This window comes from Pseudomonas sp. FBCC-B1667 (assembly GCF_059133255.1).
Map to the genome: position 1 here is coordinate 2782980 of NZ_CP101437.1, position 17395 is coordinate 2800374.

14 protein-coding genes and 1 pseudogene are annotated in these 17395 nt (G+C 57.5%); 4 read left to right on the forward strand and 11 right to left on the reverse strand.

Features of this window, described 5'->3' with window-relative positions:
• Positions 1 to 44: 44 nt before the first annotated feature.
• Positions 45 to 1064, forward strand: a complete 1020-nt coding sequence (locus NL116_RS12620; protein ID WP_494377446.1) for an HAD family hydrolase — start codon at positions 45 to 47, stop codon at positions 1062 to 1064.
• Between the two features lie 50 nt (positions 1065 to 1114).
• The gene (locus NL116_RS12625; RefSeq protein WP_458959998.1) at positions 1115 to 1849 is read left to right on the forward strand and encodes a hypothetical protein; all 735 of its coding nucleotides are present in this window, start codon (positions 1115 to 1117) and stop codon (positions 1847 to 1849) included.
• Between the two features lie 469 nt (positions 1850 to 2318).
• Here the strand turns inward: NL116_RS12625 and NL116_RS12630 are convergent, their stop codons facing one another.
• The 10 genes and pseudogenes from NL116_RS12630 to NL116_RS12675 all read right to left on the reverse strand — a co-directional run bounded on the left by NL116_RS12630 (position 2319) and on the right by NL116_RS12675 (position 13124).
• On the reverse strand, positions 2319 to 3749 hold the full coding sequence (locus tag NL116_RS12630) for an IS1182 family transposase (RefSeq protein WP_494373017.1): 1431 nt from the start codon (positions 3747 to 3749) through the stop codon (positions 2319 to 2321).
• A 100-nt stretch (positions 3750 to 3849) separates the two neighbouring features.
• Positions 3850 to 4923 carry an NAD(P)/FAD-dependent oxidoreductase gene (locus NL116_RS12635; RefSeq protein WP_494377447.1) on the reverse strand — a complete coding sequence of 358 codons (1074 nt, stop codon included), beginning with the start codon at positions 4921 to 4923 and terminating at the stop codon, positions 3850 to 3852.
• Between the two features lie 258 nt (positions 4924 to 5181).
• Positions 5182 to 5752, reverse strand: a pseudogene (locus NL116_RS12640) (transposase); the annotation flags it as partial.
• Between the two features lie 1026 nt (positions 5753 to 6778).
• Positions 6779 to 8197 carry an ATP-binding protein gene (locus NL116_RS12645; RefSeq protein WP_494377448.1) on the reverse strand — a complete coding sequence of 473 codons (1419 nt, stop codon included), beginning with the start codon at positions 8195 to 8197 and terminating at the stop codon, positions 6779 to 6781.
• Positions 8194 to 8856 carry a response regulator gene (locus NL116_RS12650; protein WP_494377449.1) on the reverse strand — a complete coding sequence of 221 codons (663 nt, stop codon included), beginning with the start codon at positions 8854 to 8856 and terminating at the stop codon, positions 8194 to 8196. The genes NL116_RS12645 and NL116_RS12650 overlap by 4 nt, the downstream gene beginning before the upstream one ends.
• An 11-nt stretch (positions 8857 to 8867) precedes the next feature.
• Complete coding sequence (locus tag NL116_RS12655) at positions 8868 to 9512, reverse strand: tetratricopeptide repeat protein (RefSeq protein ID WP_494377450.1); 645 nt, start codon at positions 9510 to 9512, stop codon at positions 8868 to 8870.
• Complete coding sequence (locus tag NL116_RS12660) at positions 9509 to 10318, reverse strand: SDR family oxidoreductase (protein WP_494377451.1); 810 nt, start codon at positions 10316 to 10318, stop codon at positions 9509 to 9511. The genes NL116_RS12655 and NL116_RS12660 overlap by 4 nt, the downstream gene beginning before the upstream one ends.
• The gene (locus NL116_RS12665; protein ID WP_494377452.1) at positions 10305 to 10979 is read right to left on the reverse strand and encodes an iron-containing redox enzyme family protein; all 675 of its coding nucleotides are present in this window, start codon (positions 10977 to 10979) and stop codon (positions 10305 to 10307) included. Before NL116_RS12665 ends, NL116_RS12660 begins: the two co-directional genes overlap by 14 nt.
• Positions 10976 to 12457 carry an AMP-binding protein gene (locus tag NL116_RS12670; protein ID WP_494377453.1) on the reverse strand — a complete coding sequence of 494 codons (1482 nt, stop codon included), beginning with the start codon at positions 12455 to 12457 and terminating at the stop codon, positions 10976 to 10978. Before NL116_RS12670 ends, NL116_RS12665 begins: the two co-directional genes overlap by 4 nt.
• Positions 12447 to 13124 carry a thermostable hemolysin gene (locus NL116_RS12675; protein WP_494377454.1) on the reverse strand — a complete coding sequence of 226 codons (678 nt, stop codon included), beginning with the start codon at positions 13122 to 13124 and terminating at the stop codon, positions 12447 to 12449. The genes NL116_RS12670 and NL116_RS12675 overlap by 11 nt, the downstream gene beginning before the upstream one ends.
• 204 nt (positions 13125 to 13328) lie before the next feature.
• Between NL116_RS12675 and NL116_RS12680 the strand changes: the two genes are divergently transcribed.
• Positions 13329 to 13901, forward strand: coding sequence for a cytochrome b (locus NL116_RS12680; RefSeq protein WP_494377455.1), 573 nt, complete (start codon positions 13329 to 13331; stop codon positions 13899 to 13901).
• Positions 13902 to 14132: 231 nt separating this feature from the next.
• Positions 14133 to 16619: an arylsulfatase gene (locus tag NL116_RS12685; protein ID WP_494377456.1), complete on the forward strand. Its 2487-nt coding sequence runs from the start codon at positions 14133 to 14135 to the stop codon at positions 16617 to 16619.
• Positions 16620 to 16751: 132 nt separating this feature from the next.
• Here NL116_RS12685 and NL116_RS12690 read toward each other — a convergent pair whose 3' ends face one another.
• A complete protein-coding gene (locus tag NL116_RS12690) occupies positions 16752 to 17348 on the reverse strand; it encodes an eCIS core domain-containing protein (protein ID WP_494377457.1) in 597 nt (198 codons plus the stop codon).
• Positions 17349 to 17395: the final 47 nt, after the last annotated feature.

Sequence of the window (17395 nt, forward strand, 5' to 3'; positions counted from 1 at the left end):
CATATTGACTGAAGGACTTCCCTAAAATCTGACAGGACGTGTCCATGAAAACTGTACGTTCACTTAGATTCCTCTTCATCGCGCTTGTTGGCGCGTTGGTGCTCGCTACAAACATCGCCCATGCTGCTGATCCGTTGCCCTTGTGGCACGACGGGATTGCCAAGCAATCCATCGTCGACTTCGTGGAGAAGGTGACAAAACCGGGCTCACCAGACTTTGTGCCGGCCGCTGAACGCATCGCTACTTTCGACAACGACGGCACGCTCTGGTGCGAGCAGCCGATGCCCGTTCAGCTTTACTTCGCGCTTGACCGTGTAAAAGCACTTGCGCCACAGCATCCCGAGTGGAAGACACAGGAACCATTTAGCTCATTGCTCAAGGGGGATCTGAAAACAGCGCTCGCCGGAGGAGACCACGCATTACTGGAACTCATCATGGCCACGCATGCCGGCATGACTACTGTGGAGTTTGAGCAGGTGGTCAAGGATTGGCTTGCCACCGCAACGCATCCAAAAACTGGCAAGCACTACACAGAAATGGTTTATCAGCCGATGCTCGAAGTGCTCGCTTATCTGCGCGAGAACGGATTTAAGACTTACATTGTCTCTGGCGGTGGCATTGAGTTCATGCGTGTGTGGACTGAGCAGGTTTACGGAGTGCCTCCAGAACAGGTCGTCGGCAGTAGCATCAAGACGCAGTTTGAACTGCGTGACGGAAAACCGGTGATAGTGCGATTGCCTGAGTTGAACTTCATTGACGACAAGGGCGGAAAGCCCGTCGGCATCAACCAGTTTATTGGCCGGCGCCCGATTGCCGCGTTTGGCAATTCGATTGGTGATCAAGAAATGCTGGAGTACACGCAGGGCGGCAAGGGCGCGCGGCTTATGCTACTGGTCCTGCATGATGATGCGACGCGCGAATATGCCTACGGCCCGGCTCGCGGACTGCCAGATGTGAGACTTGGTGCCTTCCCTGCCGCGCTAGATGAGCAGGCGAAAAATCAGGGTTGGATCGTGGTCAGCATGAAGGACGACTGGAAACGTATTTTTGCCTTCGACAAATAATTAATGTTAGCCCCCGCCAATAATCTGCAAACGAAGAGAGGAATACAGCCATGCAACTCATGACGAAGAACCTCAAACCTTTTGTGTTGAAAGGCTTGATGGCTTGCGCCTTGGTAATTCTGGGTGCGACTGCGCATGCTCAGCAAGCAACACCTGCGGTCACGGCCATCGACATCCTGCTTGAGCCGGACAATACGATGCTCCAGCACTCGCAAGCCGTGAATGACCGCCTGCTCAAAGTTTTCCCGAAGGGCTTTGCGCTGGACGCCACACACCGCCCCCACATCACCTTGGTACAGCGTTTCGTCCTCACCGAGAATCTTGAAAAAGTGTATGCCGCCGTCGGTAAAGTCTTCGCCAGCACCAATGTGACCGGCCTGAAGTTGGAAGCTATCAAGTATTACTACATACCGGACAAAGACCTTGGCCTCTCGGGCATTGTCATCAAGCCAACTCCCGAATTGATCAAACTGGAAATGCAGGTGATCGACGCGGTGACTCCGTTCACGGTGAAAACTGGAACCTCAGCCGCGTTCGTCACCGGCGACGTTCCTGAGGTCCTCCCTGCCTTGATCACTTACGTTTCGGACTTCGTGCCTAAGTCTTCTGGCGAGAACTACCATCCGCACGTCACCACCGGTCTTGCACCCAGAGAGTACCTGGACAAGATGATCGCCGAACCGTTTGATACGTTCACGTTCTCGCCAGAGGGTGCGGCGGTGTACCAGCTTGGGCACTTCGGCACGGCAGCGAAGAAACTCCACCAGTTCGATCTGAAACCTTGAGCTGTTTAATCCATGGAACCAAGCTTCTATTACTTGCGATCCCTATTGGTAAAGGCCACAGCTATTTCCTGGGATTTCGGCAACAAACGCAGCGTCTGCGTCAACAAACACAGAGATTTAACTTGGACGCAGTGTGCAAAATCAGGATGGCTGGCAGCAAGACTGAAGCATTCAGACGGAGTCCCCACGCCTGATGACTGACTGCACTGCCAATTTTGTTTACCAAGAGGCGGTCAAGTTGGGGCAGTAGGGGCAATGGATGTCCGCTTTGGGTTGTGGATTGCGGCGCTTCGTGACAGGCAGCAATTGGCCCAGAGTGTGTAAAAACACTTTCCGTATGTTGGATGCCTAAGCCCAGCGCTCCTGGGCGAGGCGATTTCCCGAACATTTGCCAAGATCCGCGCCGATAGCGCGTCATATCGTTTATGAAGCGCTTTGGCACCTCCTGGAGCGGTAAAAGCTGCGGCTTTTACGCCGCCATCGCCTTCAGCAAGCCTTCTGTACCGATGATTTTCATAACCCGCTTCAAGTTATAGGCGAGCACATTCAAGCTCATCTCCGCACTCACCCCGTTCAGTTTTCGAGTCAGGAAGTGCGTTGCCCCCATCCATTGCTTGAGCGTCCCGAAGGGATGCTCAACTGTCCGTTTTCGAACCTTCATCATCTCTGGTGCTTGGTTCAACCGACGCTGCATTTCCTCCAGCACAGCTTCATGTTCCCAACGCCTTACTCGACGATTTGTGCTTGGCGTGCACTGGGTTTTCAGCGTGCAACTCTGGCACTTTGAACTCCAGTAGCAGTGCATATACAAGCCTTTCTCAACGCTGGAGAATCGCCAGATCAGTGCCTCTCCCGCCGGGCAGGTGTATTCGTTTTTCGTCGCGTTATACACGAAGGCATCTTTGTTGAATCGGCCATCAGCTTTGGCGCTTGAAGTCATCGGCTTCGGCACGTAAGCGGTGATGCTTGCGTCGTGACAGGCCAGGATTTCTTCGCCTTTGAAGTAGCCTCGGTCGGCAACTACCGACAACGTTTCTACGCCGATGGCTTCACGAGCCTGCTTCGCCATTGAACTGAGTTGGTCACGGTCAGAACCTCTGTTGGTGACTTCGTGAGCAACGATTAAATGGTGCTCCGTATCGACAGCCGTCTGCACGTTGTAGCCAACGATCCCGCTGCCGCGCGTTATCATCGAACGGGCATCCGGGTCGGTCAGCGAAACCTGTTTATCTGGCGATTCGTTGAGCTGAGACTCAATCCCCTGAAGCTCTTTCATCTGTGCTTTGAGCTTGGCGATTTTATCTTCCAAGCTCACCGTGTCGGGCTTGGAGGCGCTAGGGATCTGGCGATCAGCCGCATCGAGCGAGGCCAAATAACGGCTGATGCTCGCCTCGATTTCTTCCATGCGCCGCTTCAGTTTGGCGCTGGTGAAGTTCCGGTCGCGGTTGTTCACCGCCTTGAATTTACTGCCGTCGATGGCAACCAGGTTTTCGCTAAACAACCCCAACTGCTGGCAGAGCAAAACGAATTGGCGGCAGACACCGCGAATGGCTTTGCTGTTGTCTTTTCGGAAGTTGGCGATGGTCTTGAAGTCGGGCATCAGGCGCCCGGTTAACCACATCAACTCGACGTTACGCTGAGCTTCTCGCTCAAGACGTCGGCTCGATTGAATACGGTTTAGGTAGCCGTAGATATAGATCTTCAGCAGGATCGCAGGGTGATAAGCAGGTCTGCCGGTTTCGGCTGGAATGACGCTATCGAAACCCAGTTTGGCTAGGTCGAGTTCATCGACGAAGACATCGACCACACGCACTGGATTGGTATCGCTGACGTAGTCGTCGAGGCTTTCTGGAAGTAAGGTACTTTGACCTCGGTGTTCACCCTGGATAAACCGTTTCATGGGTTCCCCCTGCGATGAGATTCTCAGAAATCATAGCAAGGGTTTGTCCGGGCGTTTTTACACACTCTGGGCCGATTTCTGCCTCACAAGAGGATCCCCCCTACGCTTGCAAAAATCGATCGGGCCGGCATGGGCAAAGGGCACTGGATGCCTTGTCATCGATGATCTCCTCGCTGGCCAGACGTCCCACTGTCGCAGCCAAAGTAATTCCAGGGTGCATTGCACAAACGTAGACGCCACCCACTTTGGGTAGATAACCGATGATGGGGATGCCATCGGCAGGCATGGGCCTGAGTCCGACACAAGCCCGTTCCGGATCTATGGAAACAACACCATGGAGTTCGTTCTGGATTGTCTTGGCAGTTCGAAGCGCTATCGCAGCCGGCTGATTTTCCATGGCGTCGTCCAGGTAATCTTCTGCCGCCAGCAATGCATCATCCGAGCTTTGCCTCACTTCCATTTCAGGGCTGGAGATGAGGGTGTGCACGAGGTTGGGTTGTGACTTGTAACGAATGAAAATGGCAGGCGAGGCCTCTATTGGCAGGGACACTCCAAGCATGTCTGTCAGTTTCGTGATGCCTGTCCCGGCTGCCAGTACGACAATATCGGCATCGAGGATGCCTATTGTTGTTTCGACTCCGGTCACCGTTGCACTTTGGGTTAGAAAACCGAGCACTCGCGTCTGAGTGAGAATCTTCGCCCCATACGCCTGGGCACCTGCGATCAACGCATGCGTAGCTGCCACTGCGTCCAGCGCCCCTTCTTCAGCCGCATACAGAGCAGACTGGGGAGGGTTCTTGAGATTTGGTTCCAGGTCGAGAATCTGCGATCGAGACACCAGGTTTGCCGAAGCTTGGTGACCTGAGATCGGCCGCGCTCCAATCGCCATCACGCTGTAAGACAAGGCACCTGTCCATCTTATCTCCAGACCTGGCAGCTGCGTTTCGAGTCGGCGGTACTCCTTGATGGCAGAACCGCGCAGTTGCGCAATTGGGTCAGGTTCGGGGTGTGAGGCATTGAGCCAAGCGAATGAGCTGCCAGTCACTCCCGAAGCTATATCTTCAGCTTCTACCAAAGTGACATTCGCGCCTTTACCTGCCAAGTGATACGCCAATGACGCGCCAACGATGCCTGCACCAATGACAACGACTCGTTTGTCCTGACCATTTCCCATATCAACCTCCGTTTTGTCGATGTGCCGATGGTACGACAGCTGGATGATTTCATGACATGAGAACCTGATCGTTCAGCTTTTTGAGTGTCTGCTCCTGGCCCAGAGTGTGTAAAAACGCTCATGGACCTGGGATTCCTCAAGCATCGACTTTCCTTGACGGGTCTATCGCAAAGTCAATGCCTCGGATTGCATTGGTAGCAACCTGGAACATGTCAGCGCTGCTTTGGAGCCCTTTGGATTGGCCAAAACCGGCGTTTCTTACGCCGACAGTGCCCCCATCAAACTGTCAGCGCCGATGATTTTCATGACCCGTTTCAAGTTGTAGGCGAGCACGTTTAAGCTCATCTCTGTGCTCACCCCGGCAAGTTTTCGGGTCAGGAAGTGCGTTGCACCCATCCATTGTTTAAGCGTCCCGAAGGGATGCTCAACCGTCCGTTTTCGGACTCGCATCATTTCCGGCGCGTTGCTCAGCCTGTCCTGCATTTCCTCCAGTACGGCTTCATGCTCCCAGCGTCGAACCCGCCGCTCCGTGCTCGGTGTGCACTTCGGTTTCATTGCACAGCCCCGGCATTTCGAACTCAAATAACGGTGTAACTTCAGGCCTTTTTCAACATTGGTGTCGCGCCAGATCAGCACCTCCCCCAGCCGGGCAAATGTATTCGTTTTTCGCTGTGTCATAGATGAAGGCATCGTTATTGAAACGCCCGTCTGCTTTGGCTCCAGAGGTCATCGGCTTGGGCACATAGGCGGTGATGTTGGCATCGTGACAAGCCAGGATTTCTTCGCTTTTGAAGTAACCTCGGTCAGCCACTACCGACAGCGTTTTTGACGCCATCGCTCGATACAGGGCTTTTGAGCGTAGTTGTGTTTTTACACACTCTCGGCCGAAAGCAGCGATCCACTAACAACCTCTTTCGACCAAAAGCTGAAGTGGCCAGCTTGGGGAGCAGGCATTCAAGGTCTGGCCTAACCCGGCGCTACGCGGCTTTTCGCCCGGCGCCCCATATCGATCGATACGTTAAGCCCCAGGCTTTAGATGCGCCTAAGTGTCATCGAAACATCTTCCCTCGTTTCCAACCCCAATACTCCAATCTGCAGCGTGACGTCTGAAGCTGACGCGCCGGCAATCCGAGCGGTATTAATGAAATAAAAAACTACCTGTTCTGCGCCTGAACGTCGCGATGGAGTTCGCGCGACTTCGCACATGACTCGGTTTTCTGATCTGGCTCAACGTATCTACCGTACCTGGGCGTAGTGTTTGCAATAACGTTTCGTAGACACGGCGGAAATGGGTGCTCACGTCCTTTACGGTTTTCAGTGTGTTTTTGAGATGTTTTTGCCTTTTTCATACTTTAAAGGGTGTCCCATGAAAAACCTCATATTTCATAGCAACGACAATCCTCGCCGCAGGCTTGTCTGCCCTTGCATTCCCGCCAACTCGCAGACACTCGACAAAATTGCCGACAGTAACAAATCACCGTGTCTTACCGGGAGGCATCGATACCTTTCAGCTACTTGATCGGTCCTACCGAAGCGGTGGGTTTCTCAGTCGATTTAACTGATGCCATCGTTGATGATGTGCGCAGGCAGCTCAAGAGGCCGAACTTGGAAGTGGCTTACTGCCGATGAGCGAACAGCTCAAAGTCAATCTCAAGGCGCGCAGTGACAAACCAGCGCTGTAAAGCTTGACGAGTACCTGAGCAAATGAGCAACTGCCGGCTCCAAATCGCATTGGGTTGGCACTAAGGTTCGTTGAGAGCGGTTCCAGCCGCAAACTCAAATTACAGTGGGCTCTATTCACCTAATTGAGTACAAAGCCGATCGGTTGCGTAATCTCATACTCGCGAGACTTTACTTAAACGATGGGAGGCAACTCCCGTGCAATGTGCGGTAAAGAAGCGCGCGTCTGGCTATCCGGAATAGCCAGCGTCGCACGCAACCCGCCTTCCGGCCGGTTGACCAGCGTGATGTGTCCGCCCAGCCGGGTCGCGATGGTGTTGACGATGGTCAGCCCCAGTCCCGCGCCCTGGACATTGCCGCGACTGTAAAACCGTTCGAACAACCGCTCGCGGTCCGCTTCATCAATGCCCGGGCCCTGATCCTCGACACTCAGCAAATAGAAGCCATCGGCCTGACCTAACTGCACGGTGATCACGCCTTTATCAGGGGAAAAATTTACCGCGTTGCTGATCAGATTGTTCAGTGCAATGTCGATGGCGGCAGCGTCGGCCACCACTTTGAAGGGGCGGTCCTGGACGTCGAAGGCTAGCTCAAGATTTTTACTCAGTATCCAGGGCGTAAGCTGAGCCAGGCTGCCGCGCACAATTTCGGCCAGGTCGATGCCGTGCTGCAGCGGCGCCATGGCTTTGGGTTCCAGGCGAGCCATGGTCAGCAATTGGTTGACCAGGCGACTGGTGCGGTCGACGCCGGCAATCAGAAACTCCAGCGAGTCACGGCGCTCTTCTTCGGTGCCAGCCTCCAGCAGATTTTGCGCATGCACCCGCAGCACCGCCAAAGGCGTGCGCATTTCGTGGGCGGCATCGGCGATGAAGCGGTGTTCGCGGGCCAGCACTTCCTGAATCTGCGCCAGCATGCGATTGAGTGCTGCTTGCATCGGCTCCAGTTCACTGGGCAGCGGGGTCAGTTGCAACGGTTCCAGCGAACCGCTGTGCCGTGCCCGCAAAGTCGCCGCCATGTTTTCCAGCGGCTTGAGGCCCCAGCCGATAGCGATCCAGATCAGCGCCGCTAGAATCAAGCTGCCCAGCACATTGGGCCACAAGGTATGGCGCATGATCCGATCCACCAGGTCCGCGCGCACGTCGTCCCGTTCGCCGACCCAGATTTTCAGCTCGTTCTGTTTGTCATCCAGCAGGAACGCGCGCCAATGGCGATTGTTCAGGTCGACCACATCACTGAAACCGGGTGTCGCTGGCGGTGTACTGAAAGAGGGCGCGCTGGCCGTGTGTACCAGCACTTCGCCGTGACGATTCCAGACCTGAAACGCCAGTTTGGTTTCATAAGGATGGCCGTCGACCCTGGGGTCTGCTTCGCCCAAGGCTTTATTGAAGGCCTGATACAAGTCGGCGTGTTCCTTGTTGGCCAAGGGCATGCGCATCACGCCTTGCAACAGCCGGGCGTTTTGAGCCAGTTGGGCGTCATAGACTTCGGCGATTTCATGATTGCTGTCGTGCAGATTGAACAGGCTGATCACCGCGACGCCGACCAGCATCAGGCCAATGATGAGCGTCAGGCTGCGGCGTCGAATCGACGTCATCGACGCTCCTCCACCAGATAACCGACACCGCGAATGGTGCGAATCAGGTCGGTGGAGAATTTTTTGCGCAAGTGATGGATATGCACTTCCAGGGTGTTGCTTTCGGCTTCCTCGCTCCAGCCATACAACAACTGCATCAGATGATCGCGGGTCATGACCCGGCCTGGCGGCGAGAGCAATTCGTGCAGCAGCTGATACTCCTTGGGCGTCAGCGCCACCGGAACGCCGTGATAACTGACTTGCTGGGTACCAGGGTTCAGGCTGATGCCGGCGTGCTCGATCAGCATTTGTGCGCGCCCGACGCTGCGGCGCAGCAAGGCCCGCAGGCGCGCCTTGAGTTCTGCCAGGTCAAAGGGCTTGATCAGGTAATCGTCGGCCCCGGCATCCAGCCCGGCAATGCGGTCTTCGGTCGCGTCGCGCGCAGTAAGGATCAGCACGGGCAGGTTGGAGCCGCTGTCACGCAAGCGTCGTAATACCTCAAGCCCGTCCATGCGCGGCAGACCGAGGTCGAGCACGGCCAGGTCAAACGTTTCGCTCAATAGCGCGTGCAAGGCGCTGGCGCCATCCTGTAGCCAATCGACGGTGTAACCCTCGCGGCCCAAGGCCTGATGGATGCCCTCGCCGAGGGCAACGTCGTCCTCGATCAGTAATAAGCGCACACGAACTCCTGTCAGTCGAGTTTCTTGTTCACGTCCACCAGCAACGCTTCAATCTCTTTGCGCCGCCCTGCGTCGGCGGTTTCCCGGCCGGGTCTTGGGGCGGCTTGCAACGCTTTCAGCAGCGCGATTTTCGCTTCGCTGTAGCGCTTTTGACGGTAGAGGTGATCGCCCCAGAAGTACAGACTATCGATGCCGTCCGGGTTGAGTTGCAAGGCCTGTTTGAGCAACTGTTCGGCCTTGTCAGCGTCACCGAAACCGATGGGCCAGCCCGGCACGCGGTCATACAACGCACCCAGGCTTGTGTAGGCCGAGCCTTGCAGGGCTTTCGGGTCCAGGGCCAGGGCTTTTTCCAGATCGGCTTTTGCCGCCTTGACCTTGCTCAGCGCGCCGAGGCCGCCCTGGGCACCGGCCCAACTGCTGGTGACGATTCCGGACCAGATCCAGGCTTCTGCCACCGACTGGCGTTGCTGGGTGAACGCCGACGCCTGGGCCGCCAGTTGTTCAAACGCTGCAGTACGCTGCGCTTCGGGCACTTCGTATTGAATGTGCGCCCATTCTTGTTGAATGCCCTTCAGACGTTGCTGGTCGGAAGGGTCCAGCGCCCAGGCGCTTTGGCTCAAGGCGCCCAGTAGCAGGCAAGCGATGATTTTTTTCATGGTTTCAAATTCTCGTTGTCAGGCTTTTCACTCAGGCGCCGGATCAGCGGCAATTGCTTGCGCAAGCCCTTGTCCACCAGATGGGGCAGCAGACTGTTCAGGCGCACGAAAAAGCGTTCCGGCCAGCCCAGGTACAAATCGCGGTGATCACCGGCGATGGCATGGATCACGGCAGCCGCGACCGTTTGCGGATCATCAACGTTGGCTTTGAGTGCATCATTCAAGGCTTGGGCCGCCGGGCTGTTCATCCGGGTGCGGGTGGCGCGCGGGGCGACATACAACACGTTGACGCGGGTGTCCGCCAGTTCCCGGCGCAAGGCTTCGGAAAACCCGCGCAGGGCAAACTTGGTGGCGCAATAGCTGGCATAGCCGGGGTAGCCGATGGAACCGTAGGTTGAGCCGACGTTCACCACCATCGCGCTTTCGGCTTCCTTGAGCAGCGGCAGCAAGAGTTTGGTCAGGCAGATCGGCGCGCTGATGTTGACCGCCATCATTGCGTGGATTTCGCTGTCCTCGAGTTGTTCGAGCATGGCGAAGTGATTGATTCCGGCGGCGTTGATCAACAGGTTGATCCCGCCAATGGCCTGGGCAGCAGCCAACACCTTGCGCCGATCGGTGAGGACGGTCAGGTCCGCGCCGATCCAGCACAGCTGCTGCGGATAGCGCGCCAGCAACGGCGCCAACGGTGCCTCTTGCCGCGCGACCGCCAGCACTCGGGCACCGCTGGCGCACAGGGCGGTTGCGATCGCCAGGCCGATGCCACCGCTGGCACCGGTGAGTACCACACGAGCTTCAGACAGGCGCATGCAATGTCTCCCCGTCACGTGGCAAGCCACGGAACATATCGGTGTACAGCGTGTACACCACTTTGGACGCGTGAATGACCGCAGCCTGGTCGGCCGGATCATCGAGGGTGTTCATCAGGCGGCGATAAGTCTGCATGTGCTCGATGTCCAGGGAACCATGGGAGCTGAGGTAGCTGAAGGCACTTTCCGGCAAGTCCAGCCGCTCGCGAATACTGCCGGCGGCGTGAGTGGCCAGGGCGATGCTGGTGCCTTCGAGCACGTTGACCATCCCGAACAGGCCGACCGGGTTGTCCCGGGCAATCAAGTCGTAGAGAAAGCTGACCATCAACTCGATGGGCAAGCTCGGACGACCGTCGCGCACCGCAACCTTGTCGCCGCCGCAGGCCTCGATGTCATTGAGAACCCATTGTTCGTGGCCGTATTCATCTTCGATGTACTCGCAGACCGCTTTGCGCAGCCACTCCAGGCGGGCCGGCAGACGCGCGCCGCAGGCCATCATCAAGGGCACGGTGTGGCGCACGTGGTAATAGGCTTGCGCCAGGAATGCGCGATAACTTTCCAGACTGACCTTGCCCTCCAGGGCGTCGACAATGATCGGCAGATTGAACAGTGCATGGCGTTCTTGTTGCGTGGCTTCTTGCAGCCGGTCGAAAAAATTCATGATGCGGATTCCTCGGAAAATGCAGATTCAGACAGTTGCGCCTGGTAACGCTCGACGATGGCGTCGCGGCGCAGCCGGCCATTGGCGGTCAGCAGGCCATTGGCGGGGGAGAAGGGTTGATCCAGTCGGGTCCAGTGATGGACCTGGGCGTAGTCGGGCAAGACGTCGTTGGCCTGGGCGACGGTGGCGGCGAGTTCGTCGTCGGTGCAGTCCGGGCGCGAGGGCCAGAGCAGCGCATGGTTGTGCGGCAGGGCTTCGCCGTAGACGAAGGCCTGGGCGATGTGGCGGCGCTGGGTCAATTCGGACTCGACCCACTCCGGGTTCACGTTGCGGCCGAAACTGGTGACGAATTGATGCTTCTTGCGCCCGTTGAGGTAGAGAAAACCTTCGGGGTCGAATTTGCCGAGATCACCGGTCGGCCACCAATCGTCGGTGGGTGGCGCTTCGCCCAGATAGCTCAGCAAGGTCGAACCCTTGACCAGCACTTCGCCGTCCTCCGCCAAGCGAATCTTCACGTGGGGCAAGGGCTGGCCCACACTGCCGGCGCGACGTGCACCGGGTCGATTAAGGCACACCACCGAGGCGCACTCCGACAGTCCGTAGCCTTCATAAACCGGCAGCCCGACACGTCGGGCGCGGTGCAGCAGTTCCTCGGAAACCCGGGCGCCACCCACCGCGGCAAAGCGCAGGGTGCCGGGGTTGAAGGCTTTCTGTTCGGCGGCGCTGACCAACATCAGTAACAGCTGCGGCACCAGGATCAGGCTTTGGGGCGCGCGGGCGGCCAGGCAACCGAGCAGCTGTGGCACGTCCACACCGCTGGCCCCTTGAATGCCGAGGGTTTGCTGGCTGGGCACGCTCAGGGTCGCGCCCGCATACAACGCGGCATAACAACCGAGGTTTTCCAGCAGGATCGCCAAGGGCAGCAGCGCCAGGTGATGCTGCGGATCGGTGGGTTTGCTGGCCTGATCCAGTTCGCGAGCGACCGTCAAAATACTCTCCGCGCTCAGGCACACGCCTTTGGGCGTCCCCGTGGTGCCGGAGGTGAAGGTCAGTTTCGCGGTCCCCTCGGGCAGGCAGTGCGGGTCCATAGAGGTCTGGCACCAGAACCCATTGGCTTTCTCGTAGCCGGCCTCCTGTAATTCGGTGTCCAGTTGCGGCTCGGCAATCACCCGTTCGGCGTGGCTCTGTACCAGGCAGTGGCGGCGTTGCGCCGGGCTGAAAAACGGCGGCAATGTCAGGCAGGTCAGGCCTTCGAACAACGCGGCCAGGTCCCATAGCATCGCTTCCACGCCATTGTCCAAGGCCAGCGCAAGCACCTTGACGTTTTCATCGCGCAGACGCTGCTGACGAGTCAGCACTTCTGCGTACAACGTGGCGTAGTCCACTTTCACCTGATCGCCCCACAATGCAATTGCACCGGGCGTGCGTTCGGCATGGTTGCGCAGGGTCTGGTTGAATCGTTCGGTTTCAGGCGACATGGCTGGATTCCTCGTTGGACGTTGGCAACCCCAGGCGACTGAACATCCCGCTGTTGTTCAAATGGATGAAGCCAGCGCGAATGTTGCCAACGTGTACCCAAGGCTTGCTCTCGTAATAGCTGCCCCAGTGGTGGCGTTCGTCACCCAGCCGCTCGGGGTCGGCGGCGCACAGCGTCACAGGTTTCAAGCCCAGGCGATGAAAGCTGTTGACGAGGCCGACATTGCCGGTGAACGCCACCCATTCCAGACCCCCCATGGCCAGAAGGTACGTGATGGCGATGATGCTCATCCGTGCGCTGCCGGTGTCGCTGGCGGCGAGGTTGCCGACTTCGACGATGCCGGCACGGTTTACGGGGTGATCGGCGGCCGCGCTGATCAGCGGGTCGATCGATTCGTCCAGATAACGCTCCAGAAACAGTTGGCCGACGCTCGCCATGCGAATCCCGGCCACTGCACAGAGTTCGTCCGACGCGTTGCTCATGCCGAACAGTTGCGGCATGAAATGACGAATGTCAGCACCGTGAGCCTTGCGAAAGCGTTGCTGGATAAAGTCTTCGAAGAGGGGGCGCAGGGGCTCGTCCGGCAGCGCTCTGTGCAAACACATCTGTTCGGTTTCGGTTTGGCCGAAACGTAAGGGGAGCGCGATGTTCCACTCAAAATCGGGCATGGGAAGACGCCTCCACGGGTCAGGTCGGGTGAAGTATCAAAGGCGTTACTTAAGAGAGTCTGAAGGTGAAAAAAGGAGGAGGGGAGCGGTCTTCAGATTGCCTTAAGACTTGGCGGGCAGTGTGCGGTCCGTCAGTCCGGTGACCCATCGGACCCAGGTTGGGCGAATGACTCGCCGGCCGGCAACGACTTTCACGAGGCCCCCATGACCCGCGACTCAGCAACACCTCGCTATGGAAAACTGTCGATGACCTTGCACTGGCTGATGCTGGCCTTGTTTGTCGGCGTCTACACCAGTATTGAGCTCAAAGGCATGCTGCCCCGCGGGCATGCCTTGAAGGGCCTGTTTCTGGGGCTTCATGGGCTGTTCGGGTTGAGCATTTTCATTTTGGTCTGGGTGCGATTGCTCGGGCGACTCACGCCCCGTCCACCCATCACCCCGGCATTGCCCCTGTGGCAGACCGGCGTTTCGCACCTGATGCATTTGGCGCTCTATCTCTTGATGATCGCCACGCCGCTGCTGGCCTGGCTGATGCTCTCGGCAGGCGGCAAGCCGATGCCCTATTTCGGGTTCTTCCTGCCGTCGCTGGTGTCGGTTGATCCTGACCTGGCGCGGCAGTTCAGGCATTGGCATGAACTGCTCGGCAGCGCCGGTTACTGGCTGATCGGTTTACACGCGGCGGCGGGGTTGTTCCATCACTATTGGGTACGCGACAACACCCTGACCCGCATGCTGCCCGGTCGATCCGGCAATGTGGTCAACCAGCGGCAGCGATGATCCTGGATCGGTTGCAGGCGCGAAAAACAGTGGCTGTACTGGCTGCTATCGATTGTGGATTTAACGGATCTTTTCCTGCCCTTGCTGAACCTGCCTGGTATCAAGCGCAGGTATAGACATCGGGCCTCAAAAGTCAGCGGCCACTCGGGTTAACGTTGCAATTTACTGGCGAGAGAAGAAAACGGTTCTACACTCCGGGCTTGGGGTCTCGGGGGTTTACAGGAGCTGGCCATGGCCACTGCACACTGGAATGAACCTGTAAGGCTGCGCCAGCTCATCCGTTCAGGATTGGCCGTTGCCTTGCTTGCCTTCAACTACGCCCATGCCGCGACACCAGAAGTCACCGGCTCGCCCGGTTCACCCAGTGCGACGACGACCCTCGATGGGCGATACCTGCCTAATCCTCCAGCGGCGTTCGGCGGCGTTATCAACCTCGACGCCACGACCTCGACGCCCTACTGGTCGCCGACTGTCGTCCCGCCTAAAGACGCACCCAATGTGTTGTTGATCATCACCGATGACGTCGGGTTCGGCGCGCCCAGTACGTTCGGCGGCCTCATACCCACACCCGCCATGGACCGCGTTGCGGCAGCGGGATTGCGCTTCACGCAATTCAATTCGACGGCACTGTGCTCGCCCACACGTGCAGCCTTGATTACCGGGCGCAATCACCACTCTGTGGGTTTCGGTGTCATATCAGAAATCTCAACGGGATACCCCGGCTATAACAGCGTTATCACCAAGGACAAGGTGACCATCGGCAAAATCCTCAAGGACAACGGCTATGCAACGTCGTGGTTTGGCAAAAACCACAACACGCCGTCATTCCAGATCACTCAGGCGGGTCCGTTTGATCAATGGCCCATTGGCATGGGGTTTGATTATTTCTTCGGGTTCATGGGCGGCGAAACCAGCCAGTGGCAACCGGGCAATCTGATGCGCAACACTACGCCAATCCATCCCTATGTCGGCAAACCGGGTTGGAACCTGATCACCGCCATGGCGGATGACGCCGTCGGCTACGTCAATCAATTGAACGCGCTCGATCCGAAGAAGCCGTTCTTTCTTTACTACGCCCCTGGCGGCACCCACGCGCCGCATCACCCCACGCCCGAGTGGGTCGACAAATTCAAGGGCAAGTTCGACATGGGCTGGAACGCTGCACGCGACCAGATCTTCGCCAATCAAAAGCGCCTCGGCGTCATCCCGAAAGAGGCCAAGCTCACGCCTTGGCCTGATTCACTGAAGAAATGGGACGAACTGCCGGCGGACGAGAAGAAACTGTATGCCCACCAAATGGAAGTCTACGCGGCCTATCTCGCGTACACCGATCACGAAATCGGCCGGGTGATCGAGGCGATCGATGACATGGGCAAGCTCGACAATACGCTGATTATCTATATCAGTGGCGACAACGGCAGCAGCGCAGAAGGCACCCCCAACGGCACACCTAATGAAATGACCACTTTCAACGGAATCGACGTGCCGGTCGCCGACCAGATGAAGTACCTGGACGCCTGGGGTTCGGACCAGACCTATCCACACATGGCCGTGGGGTGGACCTGGGCCATGGATACCCCCTTCAAGTGGACCAAGCAAATTGCATCGCATTTTGGCGGCACCCGGCAGGGCATGGCCATTTCCTGGCCGAACCGGATCAAGGATGTCGGTGGCATTCGTAACCAGTTCCACCACGTCATTGATATCGAGCCGACGATCCTTGAAGCCACTGGCATTGATGCGCCGCTCCAGGTAGACGGCATTGCGCAGAAACCCATCGAAGGCACGAGCATGGCTTATCTCTTCGACAAGCAGAATGCCGAAAAGCCGTCCACACGCACCACGCAATACTTCGAGATGTTTGGAATGCGTGCGCTTTATCACGAGGGATGGATGGCCTCGACGACGCCCTACCGGGCACCTTGGGACATTACTTCTCAGCCACCCAAGGACATCGTCAATGGCGTCAAATGGGAGCTGTATGACATCACCAAGGACTGGACGCAGAATGACGATATCGCCGCCGCCAACCCCGCAAAACTCAAGGAACTGCAGGATCTGTTCTGGGTGGAAGCGAACAAATATCAGGTATTGCCACTCGACGCGTCCGGTTTTACGCGCGTCATTGCACAGAGGCCGAGCATCGTGGCCGGACGCACCGAGTTCAATTACCTTTCGCCAGTGACGGGCATTCTTCCAGGCAACGAGCCCAACGTGTTGAACAAGTCCTACGTCATTACGGCTGACATCACTGTTCCTGAAAACGGCGGCGACGGTGTATTGGTGACCGACGGCGGCCGCTTTGGGGGGTACGCGCTCTACCTCCTGAAAGGTAAGCCGATTTTCAACTACAACCTCGAAGGCGTTGCGCGATTCCGCTGGGAGGGGACCGACGCGCTCACGCCCGGAAAGCACAGCATCAGCTTTGATTTCAAATATGCCGGGCCGGGATTCGGTAAGGGCGGCACTGGCGTGCTGTCGGTGGATGGAAAGCAACTGGCTAGTCAAGCAATCCCACACAGCGTTCCATTCGTCTTCGGTGTGGATGAAAGTTTCGATGTCGGTTCCGACACCGGCACCCCCGTCGATGACAAGGATTACCAAGTACCGTTTGCATTCACCGGTTCACTGCACAAACTTACCGTCACGCTTGAACCAACGCAGTTGAATGCCGCGGGCAAGGAAGCCGTTCAGAACAAGGTCGGCAACAAAGACTAGGAAAAAGCATGCGGATCACCTCCCACGAGATGATCCGCGACTTATCAGGGATTGCCGCCTGTGTAACCGTCGGATTGAGTTGGCCTGTGCAGGGGAAATGTCCCCCGGGGGGGCATTCAGCTTGGCAAATTTTCAGTGAGCCCCTTCCCGTACCCACCGCCGGACTTCGCCCTGCACGGCATAAGCCGGTGCCTCCACCGCATTGAAATCTTGTGTATACCGCTGGGCAAACCCCCCAACCCCCCATTCCTGAAACTGCTGCACATGCTTCAGTTCATGAGCCCACAGCGCAAAGTTCTGCTCTGCCGTTTGAGCGTCCCGGAAGAGGATGATGTCGATCAGCGTCACGGCACCGACATCGGGATTTTGCAGCATGGCCGTGGCAGCGCTGAATTGGCCGTTATCGCTCACTTTGTAGCGCGCGGCATCGAGCACGCTGGGGTCGTACCAGCGCAGCAGTTGGTCGCGGATGTTCGGTGGAATGGGGTGGGTGTCGGCGATGGCGGCTTCAGCGCGGGCTTGGGTGAGCCACAGTGCCAGGGCGGGTGCAGCGATCTGATAGATGTCATTGGATGGAAGACCGAGCAGTTGGCCCACGTCTGGCAGGCAGATGCAGCTGTCCAGGCACACTTGTTTCTCGCCGGTTGGGCAGGCGTTGGTCTGGGCTGGCACTTCAAGCGTCAGGCAAAGAGCAAACAGCGTCATCAGTCGCTTGATGATGGACGGCATTGAGCGCTCCAGGGGGCGGATGCTGCAAGAGCAATAATCACAGTGGG